Origin of the sequence: Azotobacter chroococcum, from assembly GCF_004339665.1 — a bacterium.
GTDB classification, from domain to species: domain Bacteria; phylum Pseudomonadota; class Gammaproteobacteria; order Pseudomonadales; family Pseudomonadaceae; genus Azotobacter; species Azotobacter chroococcum.
On the sequence record NZ_SMMU01000003.1, the window covers coordinates 207015 to 231609 of the forward strand.

27 protein-coding genes are annotated in these 24595 nt (G+C 62.0%); 19 read left to right on the forward strand and 8 right to left on the reverse strand.

The window, feature by feature from the left end; genetic code table 11:
- Nucleotides 1-105 precede the first annotated feature (105 nt).
- The 6 genes from EV691_RS04965 to EV691_RS04990 form a co-directional block, all read right to left on the reverse strand.
- A complete protein-coding gene (locus tag EV691_RS04965) occupies nt 106-1614 on the reverse strand; it encodes an RNA polymerase factor sigma-54 (RefSeq protein ID WP_131300167.1) in 1509 nt (502 codons plus the stop codon).
- A 131-nt stretch (nt 1615-1745) separates the two neighbouring features.
- The gene (gene lptB, locus EV691_RS04970; RefSeq protein WP_089167407.1) at nt 1746-2471 is read right to left on the reverse strand and encodes an LPS export ABC transporter ATP-binding protein; all 726 of its coding nucleotides are present in this window, start codon (nt 2469-2471) and stop codon (nt 1746-1748) included.
- Entirely contained in the window at nt 2471-3028 is a 558-nt protein-coding gene (lptA, locus tag EV691_RS04975; protein WP_039805625.1) for a lipopolysaccharide transport periplasmic protein LptA, read from the reverse strand. The genes lptB and lptA overlap by 1 nt, the downstream gene beginning before the upstream one ends.
- Entirely contained in the window at nt 3015-3584 is a 570-nt protein-coding gene (lptC, locus tag EV691_RS04980; protein WP_165496584.1) for an LPS export ABC transporter periplasmic protein LptC, read from the reverse strand. Before lptC ends, lptA begins: the two co-directional genes overlap by 14 nt.
- An 8-nt stretch (nt 3585-3592) precedes the next feature.
- Complete coding sequence (locus EV691_RS04985; protein WP_039805623.1) at nt 3593-4117, reverse strand: KdsC family phosphatase; 525 nt, start codon at nt 4115-4117, stop codon at nt 3593-3595.
- A gap of 1 nt (nt 4118) precedes the next feature.
- Nucleotides 4119-5093 (reverse strand): KpsF/GutQ family sugar-phosphate isomerase, encoded by a 975-nt coding sequence (locus EV691_RS04990; RefSeq protein WP_131300172.1) that lies wholly within the window; start codon nt 5091-5093, stop codon nt 4119-4121.
- 224 nt (nt 5094-5317) lie between these two features.
- On the opposite strand from EV691_RS04990, the gene EV691_RS04995 reads away from it, so the two are divergent.
- From EV691_RS04995 to hisC, 10 genes are all read left to right on the forward strand, one after another.
- Complete coding sequence (locus tag EV691_RS04995; RefSeq protein WP_089167411.1) at nt 5318-6127, forward strand: ATP-binding cassette domain-containing protein; 810 nt, start codon at nt 5318-5320, stop codon at nt 6125-6127.
- Nucleotides 6127-6924, forward strand: coding sequence for a lipid asymmetry maintenance ABC transporter permease subunit MlaE (gene mlaE / locus EV691_RS05000; protein WP_131300175.1), 798 nt, complete (start codon nt 6127-6129; stop codon nt 6922-6924). The genes EV691_RS04995 and mlaE overlap by 1 nt, the downstream gene beginning before the upstream one ends.
- Entirely contained in the window at nt 6924-7394 is a 471-nt protein-coding gene (gene mlaD / locus EV691_RS05005) for an outer membrane lipid asymmetry maintenance protein MlaD (protein ID WP_131300177.1), read from the forward strand. Before mlaE ends, mlaD begins: the two co-directional genes overlap by 1 nt.
- 18 nt (nt 7395-7412) lie before the next feature.
- Complete coding sequence (locus EV691_RS05010) at nt 7413-8060, forward strand: MlaC/ttg2D family ABC transporter substrate-binding protein (RefSeq protein WP_131300180.1); 648 nt, start codon at nt 7413-7415, stop codon at nt 8058-8060.
- Nucleotides 8057-8365 carry an STAS domain-containing protein gene (locus EV691_RS05015; RefSeq protein ID WP_089167413.1) on the forward strand — a complete coding sequence of 103 codons (309 nt, stop codon included), beginning with the start codon at nt 8057-8059 and terminating at the stop codon, nt 8363-8365. Before EV691_RS05010 ends, EV691_RS05015 begins: the two co-directional genes overlap by 4 nt.
- Nucleotides 8366-8539: 174 nt before the next feature.
- Entirely contained in the window at nt 8540-8779 is a 240-nt protein-coding gene (locus EV691_RS05020) for a BolA family protein (protein WP_089167414.1), read from the forward strand.
- A gap of 20 nt (nt 8780-8799) precedes the next feature.
- Nucleotides 8800-10065, forward strand: coding sequence for a UDP-N-acetylglucosamine 1-carboxyvinyltransferase (gene murA / locus EV691_RS05025; protein ID WP_089167415.1), 1266 nt, complete (start codon nt 8800-8802; stop codon nt 10063-10065).
- A gap of 66 nt (nt 10066-10131) precedes the next feature.
- Complete coding sequence (gene hisG / locus EV691_RS05030) at nt 10132-10767, forward strand: ATP phosphoribosyltransferase (protein ID WP_131300182.1); 636 nt, start codon at nt 10132-10134, stop codon at nt 10765-10767.
- 109 nt (nt 10768-10876) lie between these two features.
- On the forward strand, nt 10877-12187 hold the full coding sequence (gene hisD, locus EV691_RS05035) for a histidinol dehydrogenase (protein ID WP_131300184.1): 1311 nt from the start codon (nt 10877-10879) through the stop codon (nt 12185-12187).
- 113 nt (nt 12188-12300) lie between these two features.
- Nucleotides 12301-13356 carry a histidinol-phosphate transaminase gene (gene hisC, locus EV691_RS05040; RefSeq protein ID WP_131300187.1) on the forward strand — a complete coding sequence of 352 codons (1056 nt, stop codon included), beginning with the start codon at nt 12301-12303 and terminating at the stop codon, nt 13354-13356.
- Between the two features lie 43 nt (nt 13357-13399).
- On the opposite strand, the gene algW is transcribed toward hisC, so the two are convergent.
- Entirely contained in the window at nt 13400-14548 is a 1149-nt protein-coding gene (gene algW / locus EV691_RS05045) for a Do family serine endopeptidase AlgW (protein WP_131300189.1), read from the reverse strand.
- 111 nt (nt 14549-14659) lie between these two features.
- On the opposite strand from algW, the gene EV691_RS05050 reads away from it, so the two are divergent.
- The 3 genes from EV691_RS05050 to cysN all read left to right on the forward strand — a co-directional run bounded on the left by EV691_RS05050 (nt 14660) and on the right by cysN (nt 18376).
- Nucleotides 14660-15418, forward strand: coding sequence for a Nif3-like dinuclear metal center hexameric protein (locus EV691_RS05050; RefSeq protein ID WP_131300191.1), 759 nt, complete (start codon nt 14660-14662; stop codon nt 15416-15418).
- Between the two features lie 126 nt (nt 15419-15544).
- Nucleotides 15545-16462, forward strand: a complete 918-nt coding sequence (gene cysD, locus EV691_RS05055) for a sulfate adenylyltransferase subunit CysD (protein WP_131300193.1) — start codon at nt 15545-15547, stop codon at nt 16460-16462.
- 12 nt (nt 16463-16474) lie between these two features.
- Entirely contained in the window at nt 16475-18376 is a 1902-nt protein-coding gene (gene cysN / locus EV691_RS05060; protein WP_131300195.1) for a sulfate adenylyltransferase subunit CysN, read from the forward strand.
- Nucleotides 18377-18598: 222 nt separating this feature from the next.
- Here cysN and EV691_RS05065 read toward each other — a convergent pair whose 3' ends face one another.
- The gene (locus EV691_RS05065; protein WP_131300197.1) at nt 18599-19039 is read right to left on the reverse strand and encodes a Z-ring associated ZapG family protein; all 441 of its coding nucleotides are present in this window, start codon (nt 19037-19039) and stop codon (nt 18599-18601) included.
- Nucleotides 19040-19265: 226 nt separating this feature from the next.
- On the opposite strand from EV691_RS05065, the gene EV691_RS05070 reads away from it, so the two are divergent.
- The 6 genes from EV691_RS05070 (at nt 19266) to rpsI (ending at nt 24523) form a co-directional block, all read left to right on the forward strand.
- On the forward strand, nt 19266-19898 hold the full coding sequence (locus EV691_RS05070; protein WP_131300199.1) for an alpha/beta hydrolase: 633 nt from the start codon (nt 19266-19268) through the stop codon (nt 19896-19898).
- Between the two features lie 19 nt (nt 19899-19917).
- On the forward strand, nt 19918-21279 hold the full coding sequence (locus EV691_RS05075; protein ID WP_131300201.1) for a tryptophan--tRNA ligase: 1362 nt from the start codon (nt 19918-19920) through the stop codon (nt 21277-21279).
- 161 nt (nt 21280-21440) lie between these two features.
- Nucleotides 21441-22565, forward strand: coding sequence for a cell division protein ZapE (gene zapE / locus EV691_RS05080; RefSeq protein ID WP_131300203.1), 1125 nt, complete (start codon nt 21441-21443; stop codon nt 22563-22565).
- Between the two features lie 96 nt (nt 22566-22661).
- Entirely contained in the window at nt 22662-23363 is a 702-nt protein-coding gene (gene nfi, locus EV691_RS05085) for a deoxyribonuclease V (protein ID WP_131300205.1), read from the forward strand.
- 324 nt (nt 23364-23687) lie between these two features.
- Nucleotides 23688-24116 carry a 50S ribosomal protein L13 gene (rplM, locus tag EV691_RS05090; RefSeq protein ID WP_039805602.1) on the forward strand — a complete coding sequence of 143 codons (429 nt, stop codon included), beginning with the start codon at nt 23688-23690 and terminating at the stop codon, nt 24114-24116.
- A 14-nt stretch (nt 24117-24130) separates the two neighbouring features.
- Entirely contained in the window at nt 24131-24523 is a 393-nt protein-coding gene (gene rpsI, locus EV691_RS05095) for a 30S ribosomal protein S9 (protein WP_039805601.1), read from the forward strand.
- Nucleotides 24524-24595: the final 72 nt, after the last annotated feature.

Here is a 24595-nt window from a genome sequence, read left to right on the forward strand (position 1 = left end):
TCCTTGTTTCTGTTTTGACGCAGGCTGACGGGCCTGCCACCGGTATACGCTGCTTCGACTGCCGCTGATAAGGCTGCTGCCCTTTCAACGGCCGGCTCAATCCTGTCACATGAGTCGCTTGCGTTCGCTGGAAGGCGCAATACTGAGCGATTCCCGGTATTTGGCGACTGTGCGACGAGCCACCTGTATGCCCTGTTCTTCCAGTAAACCAGCGATCTTGCTGTCGCTCAATGGCTTTTTCGGATTTTCCGCCGCAACCAGCTTCTTGATGATGGCGCGGATCGCCGTGGAGGAGCACTCGCCACCCTCGGCGGTGCTGACGTGGCTGGAGAAGAAATATTTCAGCTCGTAGATGCCGCGCGGGGTGTGCATGTACTTCTGGGTGGTGACCCGCGAAATGGTCGACTCGTGCATGCCGACAGCCTCGGCGATGTCATGCAGTACCAGAGGCTTCATGGCTTCCTCACCATAGTCGAGGAAGCCGCGCTGGTGCTCGACGATCTGCGTGGATACCTTCATCAGCGTCTCGTTGCGGCTCTGCAGGCTCTTGATGAACCAGCGCGCCTCCTGCAGCTGGTTGCGCATGAAGGTGTTGTCGGCGCTGGCATCGGCACGTCTGATGAAGCCGGCGTAGTGGGGGTTGATGCGCAGGCGCGGTACGGCCTCCTGGTTGAGCTCCACCAGCCAGCGATCGTTGTGCTTGCGCACAATGACGTCGGGCACCACGTACTCGGGTTCGCTGGCCTCGATCTGTGAGCCAGGGCGCGGGTTGAGGCTCTGGATCAGTTCGATCACCGGACGCAGCTCTTCCTCCTTGAGCTTCATGCGCCTCATCAGCTGGGTGAAGTCGCGGTTGCCGAGCAGGTCGAGGTAATCCCTGGCCAGCCGTTGCGCCTCTTCCAGCCAGGGCGTATCGGTCGGTAGCTGGCGCAGCTGCAGCAGCAGCGATTCGCTGAGGTCGCGGGCGGCGACCCCTGCCGGCTCGAACTGCTGGATGCGGCGCAGCACCATTTCCAGTTCGTCGAGTTCGATACCCAGCTCCGGGTCCAGGGAGGCGAGGATTTCCTCCAGAGAAGCTTCCAGATAGCCGTCGCTGCTGATGCTGTCGATCAGGGTGACGGCGATCAGGCGGTCGGTATCAGACATCGGCGCCAGGTTGAGCTGCCAGAGCAGATGGCTCTGCAGGCTCTCGCCCGTGGAGGTGCGGGTGGTGAAGTCCCACTCGTCGTCGTCGCTGCTCGGCAGGCTGCTGGCGCTGGTCTGGTAGATGTCCTCCCAGGCAGTATCCACCGGCAGCTCGCTGGGAATGCGTTCATGCCAGTCACCATCCTCCAGGCTGCCACCTTCTTCGTTGGCGGACGCACGGTCGTAGCTCTCCTGATAGGAGTCAGACGTGGCATTGATCGCCGACTGGTCGCCATGTTCGGCCAGCGTATCCGGGCTGTCGTAGTCCTCAGCGTCTTCCTGACGTTCCAGCATGGGGTTGGAGTCGAGGGCCTCCTGGATTTCCTGCTGAAGATCCAGGGTCGACAGTTGAAGCAGACGGATGGCTTGTTGCAGCTGCGGGGTCATCGTCAGCTGCTGGCCCATCTTAAGGACTAGCGATGGTTTCATATTGTAGGAAGCACCATATTTGCCGAAGCATTCGCGTCAATCACTACGAGGCGACGATGCGCCTTTCTAAGGCAAATTACATGCCTGATTATAACGGAATTTGATTGGTCTATCCCATCGAATGGGGGGTCTCATAGTCGGAATTCATGGCCGAGATAGACCTCCTGCACCAGTTTGTTGGTGAGGACGGCCTCGGCATTGCCTTCGGCTATCAGTTGCCCATCGTTGACAATGTAGGCGGTTTCGCAGATATCCAGCGTCTCGCGCACGTTGTGGTCGGTGATCAGGACGCCGATGCCCTTGTTCTTCAGGTGATGGATGATCTGCTTGATGTCGTTGACCGAGATAGGGTCGACACCGGCAAAGGGCTCATCGAGCAGGATGAACTTCGGTGTGGTGGCCAGGGCGCGGGCGATTTCGACCCGGCGCCGTTCGCCGCCCGAGAGGCTCATGCCGAGGCTGTCGCGGATATGGCTGATGTGGAACTCCTGCAGCAGGGCTTCCAGAGCCTGGCGGCGGCCTTCTCCGTCGAGATCCTTGCGGGTTTCGAGGATCGCCATGATGTTGTCGGCTACCGTGAGTTTGCGGAAGATCGAGGCCTCCTGGGGCAAGTAGCCGATGCCGACCCGGGCGCGGCCATGCATGGGCAGATGGGTGACATCGTCCTGATCGATCAGGATGCGGCCCTGATCGGCACGCACCAGGCCGACGATCATGTAGAAGCAGGTGGTCTTGCCGGCTCCGTTGGGGCCGAGCAGGCCGACGATCTGGCCGCTTTCGATGGAGAGGCTGACGTCGCGGACGACCTGGCGGCCCTTGTAGCTCTTGGCCAGATGCTGGGCTTTGAGGGTGGCCATTACTGTGTCTGCCCTGGCTGCTGTTTCTTTTTCGGCTGGATGACCATGTCGATCCGTGGTTTCGGGCTGGATATCTTGGTTCCCGTGGCGCGACCGGCATTGACGATCTGTCGCTGGGTGTCGTAGACGATCTTCTCGCCTTCGAAGGTGTTGCCGTCCTGAATTACCCGGGCTTTATCGATCAGCACGATGCGTTCGTTTTCGGCGAAGTACTGGATGGTTTGGCCGTAGGCTTGGACGATGCTCTTGTCAGGCGCCGGCTTCTGCTCGTAGTAGGCGGGATTGCCGACCGAAGTGAAGACCTTGATGTCACCATTGTCATCCTGGGTGATGGTGACCTTGTTGCCGGTGATCTTCAACGTGCCCTGGGTGATGACCACGTCGCCATGGTAAACCGCAACCCCTTGCTTGTCGTCGAGTTCGGCGCTGTCGGCCTGGACGCGGATCGGCTGGTCGCGGTCGGAGGGGAGAGCCCAGGCACTCGCTGCGCCCAGTGCGGAGCACAGACTGAACAGGAGAGGGAGGGCCCGGTGGGAGAAACGGTTAGCGAACCTCATGCTGGCCTCTTACACTGGACAGCAGGTGCATCCTGCTGTCATCCAAATACGCTTTCATCCCGACAGCCGTGGTGACTCCGTTGGCCGCCTCGATTTTAACGGGTTGCTGGGTTTCGGCATATTCCCGCTCCGGGAACACGCTCAGGCGGCTGGTGGTGAGGACGGTAGGACGACCCTGGGTATCGGTGCGCTCGACCCGTACCGCATCGATCAATTCAACCTGGTCGCCTTGGGGGCTGACCTCGCCGCGCTCGCTGCGTACATGCCAGGGAGTGGGGGTGCCGCGAAAAATCAGCAGGTCGGGCTGGGTGAGCAGGGTGATCTCGCTGCTCTTCAGGTGTTCCACCTTGTCGGCGGTCATCTCGTAGTGCAGCGCGCCTTCCGCCTGATATTGCAGTGTATGGGCATTGGTGACGTAGAAGTCGATGGCGCTGTCGTCTGGGGAGATGCCGGGTTTGTCCATGAAGCTCGCCGGGCGGATATTCCAATAGCCCACTGCCACCAGTACGGCGGCCAAGGCGGCGAGGGTCAGGGGGATGCGGAGTTTGCGCAGCATGATCGCCTCTATAGATAAGCGCCCTGAGCGTTTTCGAGGTTGCCCTGGGCCTGCAGGATCAGTTCGCAGAATTCGCGGGCCGCGCCTTCGCCGCCGCGTGCCAGGGTGACGCCATGGGCATGCCGGCGAACGAAGCTGTCGGCGCTGGCCACGGCCATGCCCAGGCCGACGCGACGGATAACCGGCAGGTCGGGCAGGTCGTCGCCGAGGTAGGCGACCTGCTCGTAGTCGAGTCCCAGTTCGGCCAGCAGTTCGTCCAGTACGACCAGCTTGTCCTCGCGCCCCTGGTAGAGGTGCTGGATGCCCAGATTCCGGGCGCGGCGTTCGACGACCGGTGTGGTGCGGCCGCTGATGATGGCGGTGCGTACGCCGGAATTGATCAGCATCTTGATGCCGTGACCGTCAAGGGTGTTGAAGGTCTTGAATTCACTGCCATCGGCCAGAAAATACAGGCGCCCGTCGGTAAGAACACCGTCGACATCGAAGATCGCCAGGCGGATGCCCCTGGCCCGCTGCAGCAGTTCGTCGTTCATTCTATAGAACTCCCGCCCGCAGCAGGTCATGCATGTTCAGTGCGCCGATCGGCCGGTCGGCACCATCGACCACCACCAGAGCGTTGATCTTGTGGTCCTCCATGATCTTCAGGGCTTGGGCGGCGAGCATCTCGGCGCGGGCAGTCTTGCCGTGGGGTGTCATCACCTCGTCGATGGTTGCCTGGCGCACGTCGACATTGCGATCCAGGGTGCGGCGCAGATCGCCGTCGGTGAAGATGCCGGCCAGGCGTCCATCGGTCTCGAGTACCACGGTCATGCCGAGGCCCTTGCGGGTCATTTCCAGCAGCGCGTCGCGCAGCGTGGTGCCGCGCTGCACGCAGGGCAGGCTGTCGCCGGCGTGCATGATGTTTTCCACCTTCAGCAGCAGGCGACGACCGAGTGCTCCTCCGGGGTGGGAGAAGGCGAAGTCCTCGGCGGTGAATCCGCGTGCCTCGAGCAGGGCGATGGCCAGTGCGTCGCCGAGCACGAGGGCGGTGGTGGTGGAGGAGGTGGGCGCCAGGTTGAGCGGGCAGGCTTCCTGGCTGACGCTGGCGTCGAGATTGACCGCAGCTGCTTCCGCTAGGGGGGAGTCAGGCTTGCCGGTCATGCTGATCAGGGTGATGCCGAGGCGCTGGATCAGGGGCAGCAGGGTGATGATTTCCGCCGTGGAGCCGGAATTGGACAGGGCCAGTACCAGGTCATCGCGAGTGATCATGCCCATGTCGCCGTGGCTGGCCTCGCCAGGATGAACGAAGAAGGCCGGCGTACCGGTGCTCGCCAAGGTGGCGGCGATCTTGCGCCCGATGTGCCCGGACTTGCCCATGCCGACGACCACGACCCGTCCCTTGCAGTCCAGGATCAGCTTGCAGGCTGTGGCAAAGTCATCGTCGATGCGCGCAAGAAGTGCCTCAATGGCCTCGATTTCCAGGCGTATGGTTCGCTGGGCTGACTGGATCGGGTTGCTCGAGTGAGGCATGGTGGCGGCTCGTCGCTTGAAAAAGGCGCCGATTATAGCGGTAAAGTCATATTTGCTCATGCTCTCGCGGCGCGATTGCGACCAAAGCGGTCTACGGTGCCTGTATGCTTGGGACGCCGGTGCTGGCAGTGTTATAGTGCCCGCCAGTTCGGTCAAGCGGTACGGCGCCCTCCTGTCCTGGGGGCAGCGGCGTTTAGCCGAGGGGGTATTCACAAGGAGTCTAGATGAGCGACTCAAACGACTACGCAGTCATGCTGAAGGGGGTCTCCTTCAAGCGAGGCTCGCGCAGCATCTTCAATAATGTAGACATCCGCATACCGCGCGGCAAAGTCACTGGCATCATGGGGCCCTCGGGGTGTGGCAAGACCACTCTGTTGCGTCTGATAGCCGCCCAGCTCAAGCCGGAAAGCGGCGAAGTCTGGGTCAATGGGCATAACCTTCCGCATCTGTCGCGCAGCGAGCTGTTCGATGTGCGCAAGGAGATGGGAGTACTGTTCCAGAGCGGTGCGCTGTTCACTGATCTGGATGTGTTCGAGAACGTTGCCTTTCCGCTGCGGGTCCATACCAAGCTGCCAAATGAAATGATCCGCGACATCGTGCTGATGAAGCTGCAGGCGGTCGGCTTGCGTGGTGCCATCGACCTGATGCCCGACGAGCTTTCCGGCGGCATGAAGCGTCGCGTGGCGCTGGCTCGGGCAATTGCTCTCGATCCGCAGATTCTCATGTATGACGAACCCTTCGTCGGCCAGGACCCGATCGCCATGGGCGTACTGGTGCGGCTGATTCGCCTGCTCAATGATGCCTTGGGCATTACTAGTATAGTGGTTTCCCACGATTTGGCCGAAACGGCCAGCATCGCCGATTACCTCTATGTGGTGGGCGATGGTCAGGTGCTGGGAGAGGGGACTCCCCAGGACTTGATGAACTCCAAGAATCCGCGCGTCACCCAGTTCATGAAGGGTTTGCCGGATGGCCCGGTGCCTTTTCATTTTCCGGCGCCCGATTATCACAACGACCTTCTGGGGAGGCGCTGATGCACAGGAGATCCCTCCTCGAACAGATCGCTCTGCTGGGTCGCTCCGCCATCGACGTGGTCGAGGCAATGGGGCGTTCCGCTCTGTTCCTGCTGCATACCATGTTCGGTCGGGGTGGTGCTGGCAGCAGTTTCCAGTTGCTGATGAGGCAGATTCATTCGATCGGCGTGCTGTCGTTGCCGATCATCGTCGTTTCTGGTCTCTTCATTGGCATGGTGCTGGCGCTGCAAGGCTATAACATCCTGGTCAGCTATGGCTCGGAGCAGGCGGTCGGCCAGTTGGTCGCCCTGACCCTGTTGCGCGAACTGGGGCCGGTCGTCACCGGCCTGCTGTTCGCTGGGCGTGCCGGTTCGGCGCTCACTGCGGAAATCGGCAACATGAAGTCCACCGAGCAGCTTTCCAGTCTGGAGACGATCGGCGTCGATCCGCTCAAGTACATCATCGCGCCGCGCCTGTGGGCCGGCTTCATTTCCATGCCGCTGCTGGCCGCGATCTTCAACGTGGTCGGCATCTGGGGCAGTGCCATGGTCGCGGTGGACTGGCTGGGGGTCTACGAGGGTTCGTTCTGGGCCAGCATGCAGAGCAGCGTGGATCTTTACGACGACGTGATCAATGGTGCGATCAAGGGCGTTGTCTTCGCCTTCGTGGTGACCTGGATCGCCGTGTTCCAGGGTTACGACTGCGAGCCGACTTCGGAAGGAATCGGCCGCGCTACTACAAGAACAGTGGTCTATGCCTCGCTGGCCGTGCTGGGACTGGACTTCATTCTGACAGCCTTGATGTTTGGAGATAACTGATGCAAACCCGCACCCTAGAAACCGGTGTCGGCCTGTTCATCCTGGCAGGTATGCTGGCCCTCCTGTTGCTGGCACTGCGTGTCAGCGGCCTGACGGTCAGCACCAATGGCGATACCTACAAGCTCTATGCGTATTTCGATAACATCGCCGGCCTGACGGTCCGGGCAAAAGTGACCATGGCGGGCGTCGCTATCGGCAAGGTCACGGCCATCGACCTGGATCGCAACAGCTATACCGGTCGCGTGACTATGGAGTTGGAGAAGCGCGTCGACAATCTGCCGAGTGACTCCACGGCGTCAATCCTGACTGCGGGCCTGCTGGGCGAGAAGTATGTCGGTATCAGTGTCGGGGGCGAGGAAGAATTGCTGAAGGATGGTGACTCCATCCAGGATACTCAGTCGGCATTGGTGCTCGAGGATCTGATCGGCAAGTTCCTGATGAACTCCGTCAACAAGGACAAAGAAGAATAGGTCACAGAGGATATCCCTATGCTTACTGTTTTGCGTCGTGGTTTTCTGGTGCTGCTGGCTCTCATGCCGCTGTTTGCAACTGCATCGACCACCCCTCATCAGGTGGTGCAGCAGACCACCGATAACCTGCTTGGCGATCTGAAAAAGAACAAGGCCGCCTACAAAAGCAACCCGCAGGCTTTTTACGATGCGCTGGACCGGATTCTCGGGCCTGTGGTGGATGCCGACGGAATTTCCCGCAGCATCATGACCGTCAAGTATTCGCACAAGGCGACTCCGGAACAGATGACCCGCTTTCAGGAGAATTTCAAGCGCAGCCTGATGCAGTTCTATGGCAACGCTCTCCTGGAGTACAACAATCAGGATATTCGTGTTCTACCTTCCTCCGTGCCAGTCGAAGGTGACCGAGCCAGTGTCGGCATGGAGGTTCGCGATACTCAGGGTACCGTCTACCCGGTCTCCTACACCATGGTGAATAAGCAGGGCCAGTGGATGCTGCGCAATGTCATCATCAATGGCATCAACATCGGCAAACTGTTCCGTGATCAGTTCGCCGAGAGCATGCAGCGCAATGGCCAGAATCTGGACAAGACCATCGATGGCTGGGCTGACGTGGTAGCCAAGGCCAAGGATAGTGAAGAAGGCAAGAAGGCTGCGGGGCAATGAGCGAGGCCTCGATTCGCCAGGACGAACCTGGCGTGCTCGCCCTTGTCGGCGTGCTCGACTACAGCACTGGCCCGGCCCTGCGTCAGCAGGGGCGGGTACTGATCGGCGCAGCCGAGGCCAAGGACCTGGTGCTCGACTGTGCGGGCGTGGAAAAGTCCAGCAGTGTCGGGCCGTCCCTGCTGCTGGCCTATCTGCGTGACGCCAAGGCCGCTGGCAAGCGCCTGCGGATACGTGCACTGCCTCAGGACATGCGCGAGATTGCCCAGGTCTGCGGTCTGCTTGAGTTGCTGCCGCTGGATGCTTGATGGCTCGCACAGGGCTCTCCGTCGGGGCCGCTATTTGCAGGGTTCGCAGTAGGCGGGCTTTTTTGTAAGATGGGCGGCTTTCCGGGTGTCCAGGAAGCCGGTGATCTCTCGATTCCGTTTGCTTTGCGCCGACATCCACCGCAGGAGTAATTCATGACAGCTTCCGAGGTATGCATGCAGCCCACCGAAGTCAAAAGCTTTCTGGAGAGTAGGCTGGCCGGCACCCAGGTCGAGGTGCAGGGGCAGGGTTGCGATTTTCAGCTCAACCTGATCAGCGATGAACTGGCCGGCATGAGTCCGGTAAAGCGCCAGCAACTGGTCTATGCCCAGCTGAACGACTGGATCGTCGATGGCCGCATTCATGCCATTACCATGAAATTCTTCAGTCGCGCCGCTTGGGCCGAGCGTTCCTGAGCCTGCCTGCGCGAGAGAACATGGACAAACTGATCATTACCGGCGGCCAGCGCCTCGATGGCGAGATCCGTATTTCCGGAGCAAAGAACGCGGCGCTGCCGATTCTGGCTGCGACCCTGCTGGCCGATACGCCGGTCACCGTCTGCAATCTACCGCACCTACACGACATCACGACGATGATCGAACTGTTCGGCCGCATGGGTGTGCAGCCGGTGATCGACGAGAAGCTCAGCGTGGAAGTGGATGCCAACAGCATCAAGACGCTGGTAGCCCCCTACGAGCTGGTCAAGACTATGCGCGCCTCGATTCTGGTGCTCGGTCCGATGCTTGCCCGTTTCGGCGAGGCCGAGGTGGCTTTGCCGGGAGGTTGCGCCATCGGTTCGCGGCCGGTCGACCTGCACATCCGTGGTCTCGAGGCGCTGGGTGCACAGATCGAAATGGAAGGCGGCTATATCAAGGCCAAGGCTCCGGCCGGGGGTCTGCGTGGCGGACACTTCTTTTTCGATATCGTCAGCGTGACCGGCACCGAGAACATCATGATGGCTGCCGCGCTGGCCAATGGGCGTACCGTGCTGGAGAATGCGGCCCGCGAGCCGGAGGTGGTCGATCTGGCCAACTTCCTGAACGGCATGGGTGCGCAGATCAAGGGTGCCGGTACTGACACCATCGTCATTGAGGGCGTCAAGCGTCTGGGCGGCGGTCGTTACAGCGTGATGCCCGATCGTATCGAGACCGGTACCTATCTGGTGGCTGCGGCCGCTACCCGGGGGCGGGTCAAGCTCAAGGATACCGATCCCACTATCCTCGAGGCGGTACTGCTCAAGCTGGAAGAGGCGGGTGCGCAGATCGATACTGGCAACAACTGGATCTCGCTGGACATGAAGGGCAACCGGCCCAAGGCGGTGAACGTACGCACTGCGCCGTATCCGGCGTTCCCCACTGATATGCAGGCCCAGTTCATTTCCCTGAATGCCATTGCCGAAGGCACGGGAACGGTCATTGAAACCGTGTTCGAAAACCGCTTCATGCATGTCTACGAGATGAATCGCATGGGCGCGCGCATTCTGGTGGAGGGCAATACCGCTATCGTTACCGGCGTGCCGTGTCTGAAGGGCGCTCCGGTTATGGCCACCGACCTGCGAGCCTCCGCCAGCCTGGTGATCGCCGGCCTGGTGGCCGAGGGAGATACCCTGATCGACCGCATCTACCATATCGATCGCGGCTACGAATGCATCGAGGAAAAGCTGCAGCTGCTCGGCGCCAAGATCCGCCGCATCCCGGGGTAGGTTCGGCGCCCGCTGTGGTGCCGGCCTCAGCCCCCGAGGGGCCAATATCCAAGGACACCCGTTTTCATGCTTACCATTGCCCTGTCCAAAGGCCGGATTCTCGACGACACCCTGCCGTTGCTCGCCGAAGCCGGCATCGTGCCGATCGAGAATCCGGACAAGAGCCGCAAGCTCATCATTCCGACCAGCCAGGAGGATGTACGCCTGCTGATCGTCCGCGCCACCGATGTACCGACCTATGTCGAGAACGGTGCTGCCGACCTGGGGGTGGCCGGCAAGGATGTGCTGATGGAGTATGGCGGTCAGGGGCTGTACGAGCCGCTCGACCTGAAGATTGCCAATTGCAAGCTGATGACCGCGGGCAAGGTCGGTGCCGGGGCGCCCAGCGGGCGTCTGCGGGTGGCCACCAAGTTCGTCAGTGTGGCCAAGCGCTACTATGCCGAGCAGGGGCGCCAGGTAGACATCATCAAGCTCTATGGTTCCATGGAGCTGGCGCCGCTGGTGGGCTTGGCCGACAAGATCATCGACGTGGTCGACACCGGCAACACCCTGCGCGCCAACGGTCTGGAACCCCAGGAGCTGATCGCCACCATCAGCTCGCGGCTGATCGTCAACAAGGCTTCGATGAAGATGCAGCATGCGCGCATCCAGGCCCTGATCGATACCCTGCGCGAAGCCGTCGAGAGTCGACACCCGGCCTGATTCCGACCCGCCAACGCCTATCCGTGTCATAGCGAAATTTCTCGGGTGCCCGCGCGGAAGGCTTGCTAGGCTAGCGGCGCCCGAGTTCCAGCCATTCAAGAGGCCCGTTATGACCGCACCCATCGCCCTTCGCCGACTCGATGCCGCCGATCCGGATTTTCCGCGCCATCTGGATCATCTGCTGAGCTGGGAAAGCGTTTCCGATGAGGCCGTCAACCAGCGTGTGCTGGAAATCATCCAGGCCGTACGCGAGCGTGGCGATGCTGCCGTGGTCGAGTTTACCCGGCGCTTCGACGGCGTCGAGGCCGGCTCCATGGCTGAGCTGATCCTGCCGCGCGAGCGCCTGGAGCTGGCTCTGACGCGTATCTCTCCGGAGCAGCGCGAGGCCCTGGAAAAGGCTGCCGAGCGCGTGCGGCTCTATCATGAAAGGCAGAAGCAGGACTCCTGGACCTATACCGAGGTCGACGGCACCGTACTCGGCCAACAGGTCACGCCTCTGGATCGCGCCGGGCTGTATGTGCCGGGCGGCAAGGCGGCGTATCCATCCTCGGTGCTGATGAACGCCATTCCAGCCAAGGTGGCCGGTGTTGCCGAAGTGGTTATGGTGGTGCCGACCCCGCGTGGCGAGCTCAACGAGCTGGTGCTGGCCGCTGCCTGCGTGGCCGGCGTTGATCGGGTGTTCACCATCGGTGGTGCCCAGGCCGTGGCCGCGCTGGCCTACGGCACCGAGAGCGTGCCGCAGGTGGACAAGATCGTCGGCCCGGGCAATATCTACGTGGCCACGGCCAAGCGTCATGTATTCGGCCAGGTCGGCATCGACATGATCGCCGGCCCTTCGGAAATCCTCGTGGTTTGCGACGGTCAGACCGAGCCGGACTGGATTGCCATGGACCTGTTCTCCCAGGCCGAGCATGACGAGGACGCCCAGTCGATCCTGGTCAGCCCGGACGCCACTTTCCTCGGGCGGGTGGCCGAGAGCATCGCCCGCCTGCTGCCGACCATGGAGCGCGCCGAGATCATCCGTACCTCGCTGGAGGGACGCGGCGCGCTGATCCAGGTCGCCGACATGGAGCAGGCCATCGCCGTGGCCAACCGCATCGCTCCCGAGCACCTTGAGCTGTCGGTGGCCGAGCCGCAGCAGTGGCTGCCGAAGATCCGCCATGCCGGTGCCATCTTCATGGGCCGCTACACCGCCGAGGCGCTGGGCGACTACTGCGCCGGCCCCAACCACGTGCTGCCGACTTCCGGTACCGCGCGCTTTTCTTCGCCGCTGGGCGTGTACGACTTCCAGAAGCGCTCATCGATCATCTTCTGCTCGGCGGACGGGGCTTCTGCGCTGGGCAGGACCGCCTCGGTGCTGGCCCGTGGCGAATCGCTGACCGCCCATGCGCGCAGCGCCGAGTACCGGATCAAGGGCTGAGGCCGCCCCCGAACCCGTAGGAGCCGGCTTGCTGGCGATTCATGTCCGAGAAGATCGCCAGAGAGCTGGCTCCTATGCAAAGCAGACCGAACCGCATTCGAGGAGAGAAGGGCGTGAGCAAATTCTGGAGCCCCTTCGTCAAGAACCTGGTGCCCTACGTACCGGGCGAGCAGCCGAAGCTGAGCAGGCTGGTCAAGCTCAATACCAACGAAAATCCCTACGGGCCGTCGCCTCGGGCGATTGCCGCCATGCAGGCCGAGCTGAACGACAGCCTGCGCCTGTACCCGGACCCCAATGGCGAGCGCCTGAAGCAGGCAATTGCCGACTACTATGGTGTGCAGAGCGGCCAGGTATTTGTCGGCAATGGCTCCGACGAAGTGCTGGCGCACATCTTCCATGGACTGTTTCAGCATGGCCGGCCGCTGCTGTTCCCCGACGTGACCTACAGCTTCTATCCGGTGTACTGCGGCTTGTACGGGATCCCCTTCGAAACCGTGGTGCTGGACGAGCAGTTTCGCATCCGCGTCGAGGACTATGCGCGGCCCAACGGCGGGATCATCTTCCCCAATCCCAATGCGCCGACCGGATGTCTGTTGTCGCTTGAGGCCATCGAGCGGCTGCTCGAGGCCAACCCGGATTCAGTGGTGGTGGTGGATGAGGCCTACGTGGATTTCGGCGGCGAGACGGCGATCGCGCTCGTCGATCGCCATGCCAACCTGCTGGTCACCCAGACCCTGTCCAAGTCGCGCTCCCTGGCCGGGCTACGGGTCGGCCTGGCGGTCGGCCACCCTGAGCTGATCGAGGCATTGGAGCGGATCAAGAACAGCTTCAACTCCTACCCGCTGGACCGCATGGCCATCGTTGGGGCGGCTGCGGCCTTCGAGGATCGCGCCTACTTCGAGCAGACCTGCCGCCAAGTGATCGCCAGCCGCGAACAACTGGTTGGTGAGCTGCAGCGCTTGGGCTTCGAGGTGCTGCCGTCGGCAGCCAACTTCGTCTTCGCCCGACATCCCGGGCGCGATGCCGAGGGGTTGGCGGCAGGGCTGCGCGAGCAGGGGGTTATCGTCCGTCACTTCAAGCAGGAGCGGATTCGCCAGTTCCTGCGCATCACCATCGGTGCCCCCGAGCAGAATCAGGCGCTGATCGATGCGCTGGCAGGCCTCTGCTGAGTCGTAGGTGGCACTACTCTTGTCCGTTTCCGGGCGGGGTGCTTTACGGCTGTACGGCGGTGGGCGGTGGGCGCAGGCCAATCTCGGCGGTCAGGGTCAGGGCTTGGCCGTTTCGCAGGATCTCGATCTCGATGGTCTCTCCCGGTCGAGTCTGGGCGACCTGATTCATGGCATGGCGCCCGTCGGCGGCTGGCTGGCCGTCGATGCTGACGATCAGATCGCCCGGTTGCAGACCGGCCCGCTGGGCAGGGCCGTCCCGGTAGATGCCGGCGATGACGATGCCCGGCCGGCCCTCCAGGCCGAAGGATTCGGCCAATTCCTTGGTCAGTGGCTGCACTTCGAGACCGAGCCAGCCGCGAATCACCTGGCCATGCTTGATGATTTCCTCCATCACCTCCAGAGCCAGCTTCGCCGGAATTGCGAAGCCGATACCCTGGGAACCGCCCGATTTGGAAAAGATGGCGGTATTGATGCCAATCAGGTTGCCATTAGCATCGATCAGCGCGCCTCCCGAGTTGCCCGGATTGATTGCCGCATCGGTCTGGATAAAGTCCTCATAAGTGTTCAGCCCCAGCTGGTTGCGCCCGGTGGCACTGATGATGCCCATGGTCACGGTCTGGCCGACGCCGAAGGGGTTGCCGATGGCCAGGGCGATATCGCCGATGCGGATACTGTCGGAGCGCCCCAGATGCATGACCGGCAACTCGTCCAGATCGATCTTGAGCACTGCCAGGTCGGTTTCCGGGTCGTTGCCGATCACCCGGGCAAGGACTTCGCGGCCATCCCTCAGGGCGACGACGATCTGGTCGGCACCGGCGGTGACGTGGTTGTTGGTCAGTAGATAGCCCTCCTGGCTCATGATTACCGCGGAACCCAGGCTGGACTCCAAGCGTCGCTGGCTGGGCAGAGAGTTGCCGAAGTACTGCTGCAGCAGTGGGTCATCGAACAGCGGCTGGCTTGGTTTCTTGACGACCTTGGTGGTGTACAGGTTGGCTACCGCCGGCGCGGCGCTGCTAACGGCGTTGGCATAGGAGGCGGGGCTTTGTGGGGAAAGAATGGGCAGGGGGGGCTGCGGTCCGTTGCCGTTGCGTTGCGGCAGGCCGACCCACTCCGGATAACGCTGGATGATCAGCAGGGCCAGCAGCACTCCGACCGCCAGGGGCCAGCCGAGAAAACGCAGGGCCTTTAGCATGGAGCGGGAGTCCTTGGGGTTGCGAGGGCTAAGGGGGGACCGTAAGGTGCGCCATTATACGAGTGAGCCGCCGACTGGCTAGCGGCTCGCAAACCTTTCATGGAGACATCGATGGCCATTGCCCTGTCCGAGCTGGTGAAGGAAACCGATCGCTATCTGGCGGCGTCCGGCATGACCGATTATTGCCCGAACGGCTTGCAGGTCGAGGGGCGGGCCTGGGTCGCCAGAATCATCAGCGGCGTGACGGCCAGCCAGGCGCTGCTGGATGCCGCGGTCGAGGCAGAGGCGGATCTGGTGCTGGTGCATCATGGCTATTTCTGGCGCAACGAGAACCCCTGCATCGTCGGCAGCAAGCGCCGCCGGCTGCAGACCCTGCTGAGCAACGACATCAGCCTGCTGGCCTATCATCTGCCACTGGACGTGCACCCCGTGGTGGGCAACAACGTGCAACTGGGCGAGCGCCTCGGGCTGCGCGTGGAGGGGCCGCTGGAGCCGGGCAATCCTCGGTCGGTCGGTCTGGTCGGCAATCTGCCCGAGCCACTCGCGCCACAGGAGTTCGCCCGCCGAGTGCGGCAGGCGCTGGATCGCCAGCCCCTGCTGATCGAGGCCGACCGGCCGATCCGGCGTATCGCCTGGTGCACCGGGGCGGCGCAGGGGTATATCGAGCAGGCGATCGCCGCCGGCGTGGACGCCTACCTGACTGGCGAGGTTTCCGAAGCCACCGTGCACTGTGCGCGGGAGAGCGGCATCAACTTCCTGGCGGCAGGGCACCATGCCACCGAGCGCTACGGCGTGCAGGCCCTCGGCGAATACCTGGCACGGACCTTCGGCATCGAACACCTGTTCGTCGATTGTCCCAACCCGGTCTGAGCGGTAGCTATATCTCTAGATCGTCTTGATCTAAGAGGTGATCCTATTAGAAGAATGGTCTGTGCTAGAGTGCGCCAACGTCCCACGGCCCGCAGGCCGTAACCCATCCGCAATCCGTGAGTAGCCATGGTCGACAAACTGACGCATCTGAAACAGCTGGAGGCGGAAAGCATCCACATCATCCGTGAGGTGGCCGCCGAGTTCGACAACCCGGTGATGCTGTATTCCATCGGCAAGGATTCTGCCGTCATGCTGCATCTGGCGCGCAAGGCCTTTTTTCCGGGCAAGCTGCCATTCCCGGTGATGCATGTCGATACTCAGTGGAAGTTCCAGGAAATGTACAAGTTTCGCGACAAGATGGTCGCGGAGATGGGCCTGGAGCTGATCACCCATGTCAATCCCGAAGGGGTGGCGCAGGGTATCAACCCCTTTACCCACGGCAGTGCCAAGCACACCGATATCATGAAGACCGAAGGTCTCAAGCAGGCTCTCGACAAGTACGGCTTCGACGCTGCCTTTGGTGGTGCCCGGCGCGACGAGGAGAAGTCCCGCGCCAAGGAGCGCGTCTACTCCTTCCGCGACAGCAAGCACCGCTGGGACCCGAAGAACCAGCGCCCCGAGCTGTGGAACGTCTACAACGGCAAGGTAAAGAAGGGTGAGTCGATCCGCGTGTTCCCGCTGTCCAACTGGACCGAGCTGGACATCTGGCAGTACATCTACCTGGAACAGATTCCCATCGTGCCGCTGTACTTCGCCGCCGAGCGCGAGGTCATCGAGAAGAACGGCACCCTGATCATGATCGACGACGAGCGCATCCTCGAGCATCTCTCCGACGAGGAGAGGGCGCGCATCCAGAAGAAGATGGTGCGCTTCCGCACCCTCGGCTGCTACCCGCTGACCGGCGCCGTGGAGTCCACCGCCGCCACCCTGCCGGACATCATCCAGGAGATGCTCCTGACCCGCACCTCCGAACGCCAGGGCCGGGTCATCGACCATGATGGTGCCGGTTCGATGGAAGAAAAGAAACGTCAGGGCTACTTCTAAGGTCTTCGCCTCATGTCGCATCAATCCGAACTGATCAGCGAGGACATCCTCGCCTACCTGGCCCAGCACGAACGCAAGGAACTGCTGCGCTTCCTCACCTGCGGCAATGTCGACGACGGCAAGAGCACCCTGATCGGCCGCCTGCTGCACGACTCCAAGATGATCTACGAGGATCACCTGGAAGCCATCACTCGCGACTCCAAGAAGGTCGGCACCACCGGTGACGAGGTCGATCTGGCGCTGCTGGTCGACGGCCTGCAGGCCGAGCGCGAGCAGGGCATCACCATCGACGTGGCCTACCGTTATTTCTCGACCGCCAAGCGCAAGTTCATCATCGCCGACACGCCCGGACACGAGCAGTACACCCGCAACATGGCCACCGGGGCGTCCACCTGCGACCTGGCGATCATCCTGATCGACGCCCGCTACGGCGTGCAGACCCAGACCCGCCGGCACAGCTTCATCGCCTCGCTGCTGGGCATCCGGCACATCGTGGTCGCCATCAACAAGATGGACCTGATGGATTTCGATCAGGGCGTCTTCGAGCGCATCCAGGCCGACTACTTGCAGTTTGCCGAGCGTCTCGGCCTCAAGCCAAGCTCGCTGCACTTCGTGCCGATGTCCGCCCTCAAGGGCGACAATGTGGTCAACCGGAGCGAGCGCGCGCCTTGGTATCAGGGCCCGTCGCTGATGGAAATCCTCGAGACCGTCGAGATCGCCGCCGACCGCAACCTGGCCGACATGCGCTTTCCGGTGCAGTACGTCAACCGGCCGAACCTGAACTTCCGCGGCTTCGCCGGTACCCTGGCCAGCGGCATCGTGCACAAGGGCGACGAAGTCGCCGTGCTGCCCTCGGGCAAGACCAGCCGAGTGCGCTCCATCGTCACCTACGACGGCGAGTTGGAGCAGGCGATTCCCGGCCAGGCGGTCACCCTGACCCTGGAGGACGAGATCGACGTGTCGCGCGGCGACATGCTGGTGCATGCCGATAACCGCCCGCAGGTCACCGACGGTTTCGAGGCCATGCTGGTGTGGATGGCCGAGGAGCCGATGCTGCCGGGCAAGAAGTACGATATCAAGCGCGCCACCAGCTATGTGCCGGGCAATATCGTCGGTATCGAGCACCGTATCGACGTCAACACCCTCGAGCATGCGCCGGCCAGCGAGCTGAAGCTCAACGAGATCGCCCGCGTGCGGATCAGTCTGGACGCGCCCATCGCCCTCGACGGCTATGAGTACAACCGCACCAGCGGCGCCTTCATCGTCATCGACCGCCTGACCAACGGCACCGTCGGCGCCGGCATGATCGCCGCCGAGCCGCTGTCCGGGCAGAACGCCGGGAATCACCACGGCCGGCTTGCCCATGTCAGTGCCGGGGAGCGCGCCGCCCGCTTCGGCCAGCAGCCGGCCACGGTGCTGTTCACCGGCCTGTCCGGTGCCGGCAAGAGCACCCTGGCCTATGCCTTGGAGCGCAAGCTGTTCGACATGGGCCGAGCGGTCTATGTGCTGGACGGGCAGAACCTGCGCCACGACCTGAACAAGGGCCTGCCGCTGGATCGCGTCGGGCGTGCCGAGAACTGGCGGCGCGCCGCTCAGGTGGCCCGGCAGTTCAACGAGGCTGGCCTCTTGACCTTGGCCGCCTTTGTCGCTCCGGATGCCGAGGGGCGCGCCCAGGCCCAGGCGCTGATCGGCGCCGAGCGGCTGATGACCGTCTATGTACAGGCCTCGCCGTTGGCCTGCCGCGAGCGCGATCCGCAAGGGCTGTATGCTTCCGGCAGCGACAACATTCCCGGCGAGTCCTTCCCCTACGACATACCGCTGGATGCCGATCTGGTGATCGATACCCAGCATCACTCGGTGGAGGAGGGGGTGAAGCAGGTGCTCGAACTGCTGCGCAGCCGCGGCGCCCTCTAAGACGACCTGCCGTCTCGACCAGGCCCTCGCAGCCCCCGGCTGCGAGGGTTTTGGGGGCTCAGATGCATCATCTTCTAGAAGAAGGCTGTCTTGGTGTTCAGGGGGTAGTCCGCTCCCTCTGGCAGGCTGGCGTGCATTCGGGCACGGACACAAGCACTCCCAGGCACAAGCACTCCCAGGCATGCACAGCCAGGTTCGTCAGCGCCGCTCGTCGGCCAGGCTTCAGTGCTTGCCTTTCAGGCCGAATTGCTCGTCCAGCATGCCGGGGGCGTTGGCGATCTTGGGGGCATAATCCTTGGGCGCTTCGGGTGCCGTTGCGCCGGGCAGGCGCTCATGATCGCCGAGGCTCTCTTGGTTCTGCAGCGTGGCGAGCAGGCGCTGGCGGGTCAACTCGTCGAGCGCGAGACGGCTGGCACCCTCGGACAGGTGTTCCTGAATTTCCGCATAGCTCTGGGTGAGCTTCTTCACCAGGCTGGCGGTGGTGTTGAAGTGGGTGATCACCTCATTTTGATAGGTGTCGAAGCGCTCCTGCAACTCGTCCAGCTGGCGTTGTGTCCGGCCGGGTGCCGCATTGGGCAATAGACGAGCGGCAACGAAGCCGATGGTGATGCCGACAAGCAGGGTGAGGGCCGGTAGCAACCAGGCCATGAGCGTCTGTTCCACGATCCTTCCTCTATAGGCTTCTTTGTTTTACGTTAGCGGCTCCAGTCTGCCCTGTATAGCCGGTCTAGACGCATGCAGCGATTCGTGCCGCCATTGCGCAAGCCTAGTCATGGTCCGGCACGAATGCTGCTGCAGCACATCTTTGTGCTAGACGGTCTTTCCGCGGGGCGTGGCGATCCAACCATCCAAGACGAGCCGGCCCCAGGCGGGCTCACGGAGATACAGTTTGTCGAATCGTGAAAGTTCCCTGTTCATCGATGGGCCCTGCGGTCCGCTCGAAGCGCTCTACCTCGAACTGCCGCAGGCCCGTGGCCTGGCTCTGCTCTGTCATCCCAATCCGGTGAAGGGCGGGACCATGCTGAACAAGGTCGTCTCCACCCTGCAACGCACCGCCCGGGATGCCGGTTACAGCACGCTGCGCTTCAACTACCGTGGCGTCGGCACCAGCGCAGGCAGTCACGACATGGGCAGCGGCGAGGTGGATGATGCCGAAGCCGTCGTTCAGTGGGTACGCGAGCAGTGGCCGCAGCTGCCCTTGAGTCTGTTCGGCTTTTCCTTCGGCGGCTACGTCGCGCTCAATCTCGCGGAGCGCCTGGCTGCACAGGGGCAGGTGCCGGAGCGGATATTCCTGGTCGCGCCGGCGGTGATGCGCCTGGAGAGCGAGACAATGGTGCCGCCACAGGGCAGCAGTCTGACGGTCATCCAGCCGGAGCAGGACGAGGTGGTCAGTCCGCAACTGGTCTACGACTGGTCGGCAGCCCTACAGCGTCCCCACGAGTTGCTGAAAGTGGCAGAATGCGGGCATTTCTTCCATGGCAAGCTGGGCGAGTTGAAGGACTTGGTCAGTTCACGCCTTTGAGCATAGACAAGCGCACACCATGACCACTCGAATCCTCACCGGTATCACCACCACCGGCACTCCGCATCTCGGCAACTACGCTGGTGCCATCCGCCCGGCGATCGTTGCCAGTCGCGACCCCCATGCCGACTCGTTCTATTTCCTCGCCGACTACCATGCGTTGATCAAGTGCGACGACCCGGAGCGCATTCAGCGCTCGCGTCTGGAAATCGCCGCCACCTGGTTGGCCTGCGGGCTGGACGCGGAGAAGACGACCTTCTACCGCCAGTCGGACATTCCCGAGATAACCGAGCTGACCTGGCTGCTCACCTGCGTGACGGCCAAGGGTCTGCTCAACCGTGCGCATGCCTACAAGGCCTCGGTGGACAAGAATCTTGAGGTCGGCGAGGACCCCGATGCCGGGGTGACCATGGGGCTGTTCAGCTATCCGGTGCTGATGGCGGCAGATATCCTGATGTTCAACGCGAACAAGGTGCCGGTCGGTCGCGATCAGATCCAGCACGTGGAGATGGCGCGTGATATCGGGCAGCGCTTCAATCATCTGTTTGGCCGGGGTAGTGAGTTCTTCACCCTTCCGGAGGCGGTGGTCGAGGCGGAGGTCGCCACCCTGCCGGGGCTCGACGGCCGTAAGATGTCGAAGAGCTATGACAATACCATTCCTCTGTTCGGCTCGGCCCGTCAGCTGAAGGATGCCATCGCTCGCATCATCACCGATTCGCGAGAGCCGGGTGAGCCGAAGGATCCGGACAGCTCGCATCTGTTCACGCTCTACCAGGCGTTCGCCACGCCCGAGCAACTCGCCGGATTTCGTGCCGATCTGCTTGCCGGTTTGGCCTGGGGGGAGGCCAAGCAGCGCCTGCTCCAGTTGCTGGAAAACGAATTGGGTGAAGCTCGCGAGCGCTACCAAACGCTGATTGCGAGACCGCTTGACTTGGAGGACATTCTCCAGGCTGGTGCGGCCAAAGCGCGCAAGATCGCCACCCCCTTCCTCGGCGAGCTGCGCGAAGCGATTGGATTGCGCTCGTTCCGTAGCGACGTGCATAGTCAGGCTGCCAGCGGCAGGAAGAAAGCGGCAAAAGCCGCGCGTTTCGTCAGTTTCCGCGAAACCGATGGAAGGTTTCGTTTCCGTTTTCTGGCTGCCGATGGCGAGGAATTGCTGCTGTCGCGGCCGTTTGACGATCCCAAGGCGGTGGGGCGGATCAGCCAGCGGTTGATTGCTCTGGGGCCGGATGCACTCGAATTGCGTGCCGACGAGGGCGCCCAGTTCAGTCTCTGGCTGGACGGCGAATGCATGGCCGACAGTCCGGTGTATGCCGATCCGGATGCCTTGGAGGCAGCCATGCTGCGCCTGCGAGAAGCGATTGCAGGGCTTGCCGACTGATTGCCGTGCGACCCTGTGCCGGATTTTCAGCCTTTGGCTCGGATGGTCGCGAACCTTTGAACTCTTGATGAGGGTGGCCCGTTTTGAACGACTTGACGACATTCCCAACAGCCGAGGGCGCCGCCAAGGCGGCCTCCCCCCGACTCCATGCCGATTCTGCCATGACTCCCCTTGAGCGCTATCAAGCCGACCTGAAACGCCCGGATTTCTTCCACGATGCCGCTCAGGAAAACGCTGTGCGTCACCTGCAGCGCCTCTACGACGATTTGATCAGCGTCGGCCCGCAGGGGCTAGCTGCGGGCAGCAAGCTCGGATTGTTCGACAGGCTGCTCGGCAAGAAGCCGCAGAGTTTGCAGAGGGGCCCGGTCAAGGGCATCTACTTCTGGGGGGGCGTGGGCCGCGGCAAGACCTATCTGGTCGACACCTTCTACGATGCTCTGCCCTTCGAGCAGAAGATGCGCACCCATTTCCATCGCTTCATGAAGCGGGTGCACGAGGAAATGAAGACCCTCAAGGGTGAGAAGAACCCGCTGACCATCATTGCCCAGCGCTTTGCCAGTGAGGCTCGGGTCATTTGCTTCGACGAATTCTTCGTGTCCGATATCACTGATGCGATGATTCTCGCCACCCTGCTGGAGGAGCTGTTCAAGAACGGCGTGAGCCTGGTGGCCACCTCCAACATCGTGCCGGACGGCCTCTACAAGGACGGCCTGCAGCGTGCCCGTTTCCTGCCGGCGATCGCCCTGCTCAAGGAGCACACAGAGATCGTCAACGTCGACAGTGGCATCGATTACCGCCTGCGTGCCCTGGAGCAGGCCGAGTTGTACCACTGGCCGCTGGATGCCGAAGCGGAGAGGAGCCTGGAGCGCAGCTTCAACAGCCTGCTCACCGAGCACTGTGCGGTGAAGGACAACGATGTCCTGCTGATCGAGAGCCGCGAGATTCGCGCACGTAAAACCGCCAACGACGTGGCCTGGTTCGAGTTCCGCGAGTTGTGCGACGGTCCGCGCAGCCAGAACGACTACATCGAGCTGGGCAAGATCTTCGAGGCAGTATTGCTGTCGAATGTTGAACAGATGAATGTTTCCAAGGACGACATGGCGCGGCGTTTCATCAACTTGGTCGACGAGTTCTACGACCGAAATGTCAAGTTGATCATTTCTGCCGAGGTCGAGCTCAAGGATCTCTATGCTGGCGGTCGTCTGGAGTTCGAATTCCAGCGCACCCTGAGCCGTCTGCTGGAGATGCAGTCCCACGAGTTCCTCGCGCGGCCGCACAAGCCGTGATCGATAGGGCCGCCACTGAGGCGGTCCTTGCTGTTGTAAGGTGTCGTCTGGAGCTTTCTGCTTGCCGGCCAGGCCGTGCTGGAGGGCATTGAAGACATGTCTGCACCCTTGGTTGCGCCCGACTCGCCTTTCGGTGATTGGGACGGTACGCCTGCCGGAGCCCGCCTTCTGCAGCAGGAGTTGGCCAAGCGGGTCGTGCTGCAGGACGATTTTCCAGTCCTGCGCCTGATTGCCGGTGTGGATGTCGGCTTCGAAGGCGGCGGGAGCATTACCCGAGCGGCGGCGGTATTGCTCGATGCTGATACCCTGGAGCCGCTTGCCGAGCGACTGGTGCGCATTCCGACCTCGATGCCCTACATCCCGGGTCTGCTGTCCTTTCGCGAGCTTCCGGCCGTCTTGTGTGCCCTGGCGGAGCTGCCTCGGGTTCCGGATCTGGTCTTCTGCGATGGACAAGGGATCGCCCATCCGCGCAGGTTGGGAATCGCGGCCCACCTGGGTGTGGCCAGCGGCCTGCCGACCATTGGCGTGGCCAAAAAGATTCTCGTCGGTACTCATGCCGAGCTGGGATCCAAGCGCGGCGACCAAGTCCCTTTGATGTATCGGGGCGATGTGCTGGGGACGGTGCTGCGGAGCAAGGACGGGGTGCGGCCGCTGATCGTTTCGCCAGGGCATCGGGTCAGTCTGGCCAGTGCGCCAGGGCTGGTCATGGCCTGCGTCACGCGCTATCGCTTGCCTGAGCCGACGCGGCTGGCCGATCGGCTCGCCTCGCGAAGGGCAGGATATTCACCGCCTGCCTGAGGTGAGGCCTGGTTGGCTAGGGTAGCTTTCGGTGCCCTCCGGGAGGGTGCTTTTTGTTATGCGTGGCTTCTGTTCTCTGCCCTGGCAGATAGACGGTTGCTATTTTTCCTGCAGTCGGTATGATTTTAAGGATTTTCTGGTGAGGATGCCTAGCTCGCTGGAAATCAGGTAGGGGATGCCTAGCCTACCGACCCTGCCGTTGCGGACGCGCTGACCCGAGCCCCCGATAGCGTCTGTTTCCGGCCGCCTCGACCTTGTCAAGGCAAGCACTATTCAGTAAGATTTGCCGCCTTATTTTCAGGGTGGCCCCTGAGGCTATAACGAATGAAAACTTTTACTGCGAAACCGGAAACCGTTAAGCGCGACTGGTACGTCGTCGACGCTGCCGGCCAGACTCTGGGTCGTCTGGCTACTGAAATCGCCAGCCGTCTGCGTGGCAAGCACAAGCCCGAATATACTCCGCATGTCGATACCGGTGATTACATCGTTGTGATCAATGCTGAGCAGGTGCGGGTTACCGGTGCCAAGAGCAGCGACAAGATGTACTACTCCCACTCCGGCTTCCCGGGCGGTATCAAGTCCATCAGTTTCGAAAAGCTGATCGCCAGGGCTCCCGAGCGTGTGATCGAGACCGCGGTCAAGGGCATGCTGCCGAAGAACCCGCTGGGTCGTGACATGTACCGCAAGCTGAAGGTGTACAAGGGTGCCGTTCACCCGCACACCGCTCAGCAGCCTCAAGAACTGAAGATTTAAGGGGATAGCTCATCATGTCGGCGACTCAAAACTACGGCACCGGCCGTCGTAAGACTGCTACCGCTCGCGTCTTCCTGCGACCGGGTACTGGCAAGATTTCCATCAACAATCGCTCCCTCGAGCAGTTCTTCGGTCGTGAAACTGCTCGCATGGTTGTGCGTCAGCCGCTCGAGCTGACCGAAACCGTGGAGAAGTTCGACGTCTATGTCACCGTTATCGGTGGTGGCGTCAGTGGTCAGGCTGGTGCTATTCGTCATGGCATTACCCGTGCTTTGATCGAGTACGACGAGACTTTCCGTAGCTCGCTGCGCCGTGCTGGCTACGTGACTCGCGATGCTCGCGAAGTCGAGCGTAAGAAGGTCGGTCTGCGCAAGGCACGCAAGCGTCCGCAATACTCGAAGCGCTAATCTCGGCGTGTTCAAGGAACGCCCGGCATTCGCAAGAATGCCGGGCGTTTTTTTATGCTTGGAGATGATCTC

What these genes read in the sequence shown, in the direction of transcription:
- EV691_RS04965 (WP_131300167.1), bottom strand. Translation starts at nt 1,614, where the DNA reads ATGAAACCATCGCTAGTCCTTAAGATGGGCCAGCAGCTGACGATGACC.
- lptB (WP_089167407.1), bottom strand. Translation starts at nt 2,471, where the DNA reads ATGGCCACCCTCAAAGCCCAGCATCTGGCCAAGAGCTACAAGGGCCGC.
- lptA (WP_039805625.1), bottom strand. Translation starts at nt 3,028, where the DNA reads ATGAGGTTCGCTAACCGTTTCTCCCACCGGGCCCTCCCTCTCCTGTTC.
- lptC (WP_165496584.1), bottom strand. Translation starts at nt 3,584, where the DNA reads ATGCTGCGCAAACTCCGCATCCCCCTGACCCTCGCCGCCTTGGCCGCC.
- EV691_RS04985 (WP_039805623.1), bottom strand. Translation starts at nt 4,117, where the DNA reads ATGAACGACGAACTGCTGCAGCGGGCCAGGGGCATCCGCCTGGCGATC.
- EV691_RS04990 (WP_131300172.1), bottom strand. Translation starts at nt 5,093, where the DNA reads ATGCCTCACTCGAGCAACCCGATCCAGTCAGCCCAGCGAACCATACGC.
- EV691_RS04995 (WP_089167411.1), top strand. Translation starts at nt 5,318, where the DNA reads ATGAGCGACTCAAACGACTACGCAGTCATGCTGAAGGGGGTCTCCTTC.
- mlaE (WP_131300175.1), top strand. Translation starts at nt 6,127, where the DNA reads ATGCACAGGAGATCCCTCCTCGAACAGATCGCTCTGCTGGGTCGCTCC.
- mlaD (WP_131300177.1), top strand. Translation starts at nt 6,924, where the DNA reads ATGCAAACCCGCACCCTAGAAACCGGTGTCGGCCTGTTCATCCTGGCA.
- EV691_RS05010 (WP_131300180.1), top strand. Translation starts at nt 7,413, where the DNA reads ATGCTTACTGTTTTGCGTCGTGGTTTTCTGGTGCTGCTGGCTCTCATG.
- EV691_RS05015 (WP_089167413.1), top strand. Translation starts at nt 8,057, where the DNA reads ATGAGCGAGGCCTCGATTCGCCAGGACGAACCTGGCGTGCTCGCCCTT.
- EV691_RS05020 (WP_089167414.1), top strand. Translation starts at nt 8,540, where the DNA reads ATGCAGCCCACCGAAGTCAAAAGCTTTCTGGAGAGTAGGCTGGCCGGC.
- murA (WP_089167415.1), top strand. Translation starts at nt 8,800, where the DNA reads ATGGACAAACTGATCATTACCGGCGGCCAGCGCCTCGATGGCGAGATC.
- hisG (WP_131300182.1), top strand. Translation starts at nt 10,132, where the DNA reads ATGCTTACCATTGCCCTGTCCAAAGGCCGGATTCTCGACGACACCCTG.
- hisD (WP_131300184.1), top strand. Translation starts at nt 10,877, where the DNA reads ATGACCGCACCCATCGCCCTTCGCCGACTCGATGCCGCCGATCCGGAT.
- algW (WP_131300189.1), bottom strand. Translation starts at nt 14,548, where the DNA reads ATGCTAAAGGCCCTGCGTTTTCTCGGCTGGCCCCTGGCGGTCGGAGTG.
- EV691_RS05050 (WP_131300191.1), top strand. Translation starts at nt 14,660, where the DNA reads ATGGCCATTGCCCTGTCCGAGCTGGTGAAGGAAACCGATCGCTATCTG.
- cysD (WP_131300193.1), top strand. Translation starts at nt 15,545, where the DNA reads ATGGTCGACAAACTGACGCATCTGAAACAGCTGGAGGCGGAAAGCATC.
- cysN (WP_131300195.1), top strand. Translation starts at nt 16,475, where the DNA reads ATGTCGCATCAATCCGAACTGATCAGCGAGGACATCCTCGCCTACCTG.
- EV691_RS05075 (WP_131300201.1), top strand. Translation starts at nt 19,918, where the DNA reads ATGACCACTCGAATCCTCACCGGTATCACCACCACCGGCACTCCGCAT.
- zapE (WP_131300203.1), top strand. Translation starts at nt 21,441, where the DNA reads ATGACTCCCCTTGAGCGCTATCAAGCCGACCTGAAACGCCCGGATTTC.
- nfi (WP_131300205.1), top strand. Translation starts at nt 22,662, where the DNA reads ATGTCTGCACCCTTGGTTGCGCCCGACTCGCCTTTCGGTGATTGGGAC.
- rplM (WP_039805602.1), top strand. Translation starts at nt 23,688, where the DNA reads ATGAAAACTTTTACTGCGAAACCGGAAACCGTTAAGCGCGACTGGTAC.
- rpsI (WP_039805601.1), top strand. Translation starts at nt 24,131, where the DNA reads ATGTCGGCGACTCAAAACTACGGCACCGGCCGTCGTAAGACTGCTACC.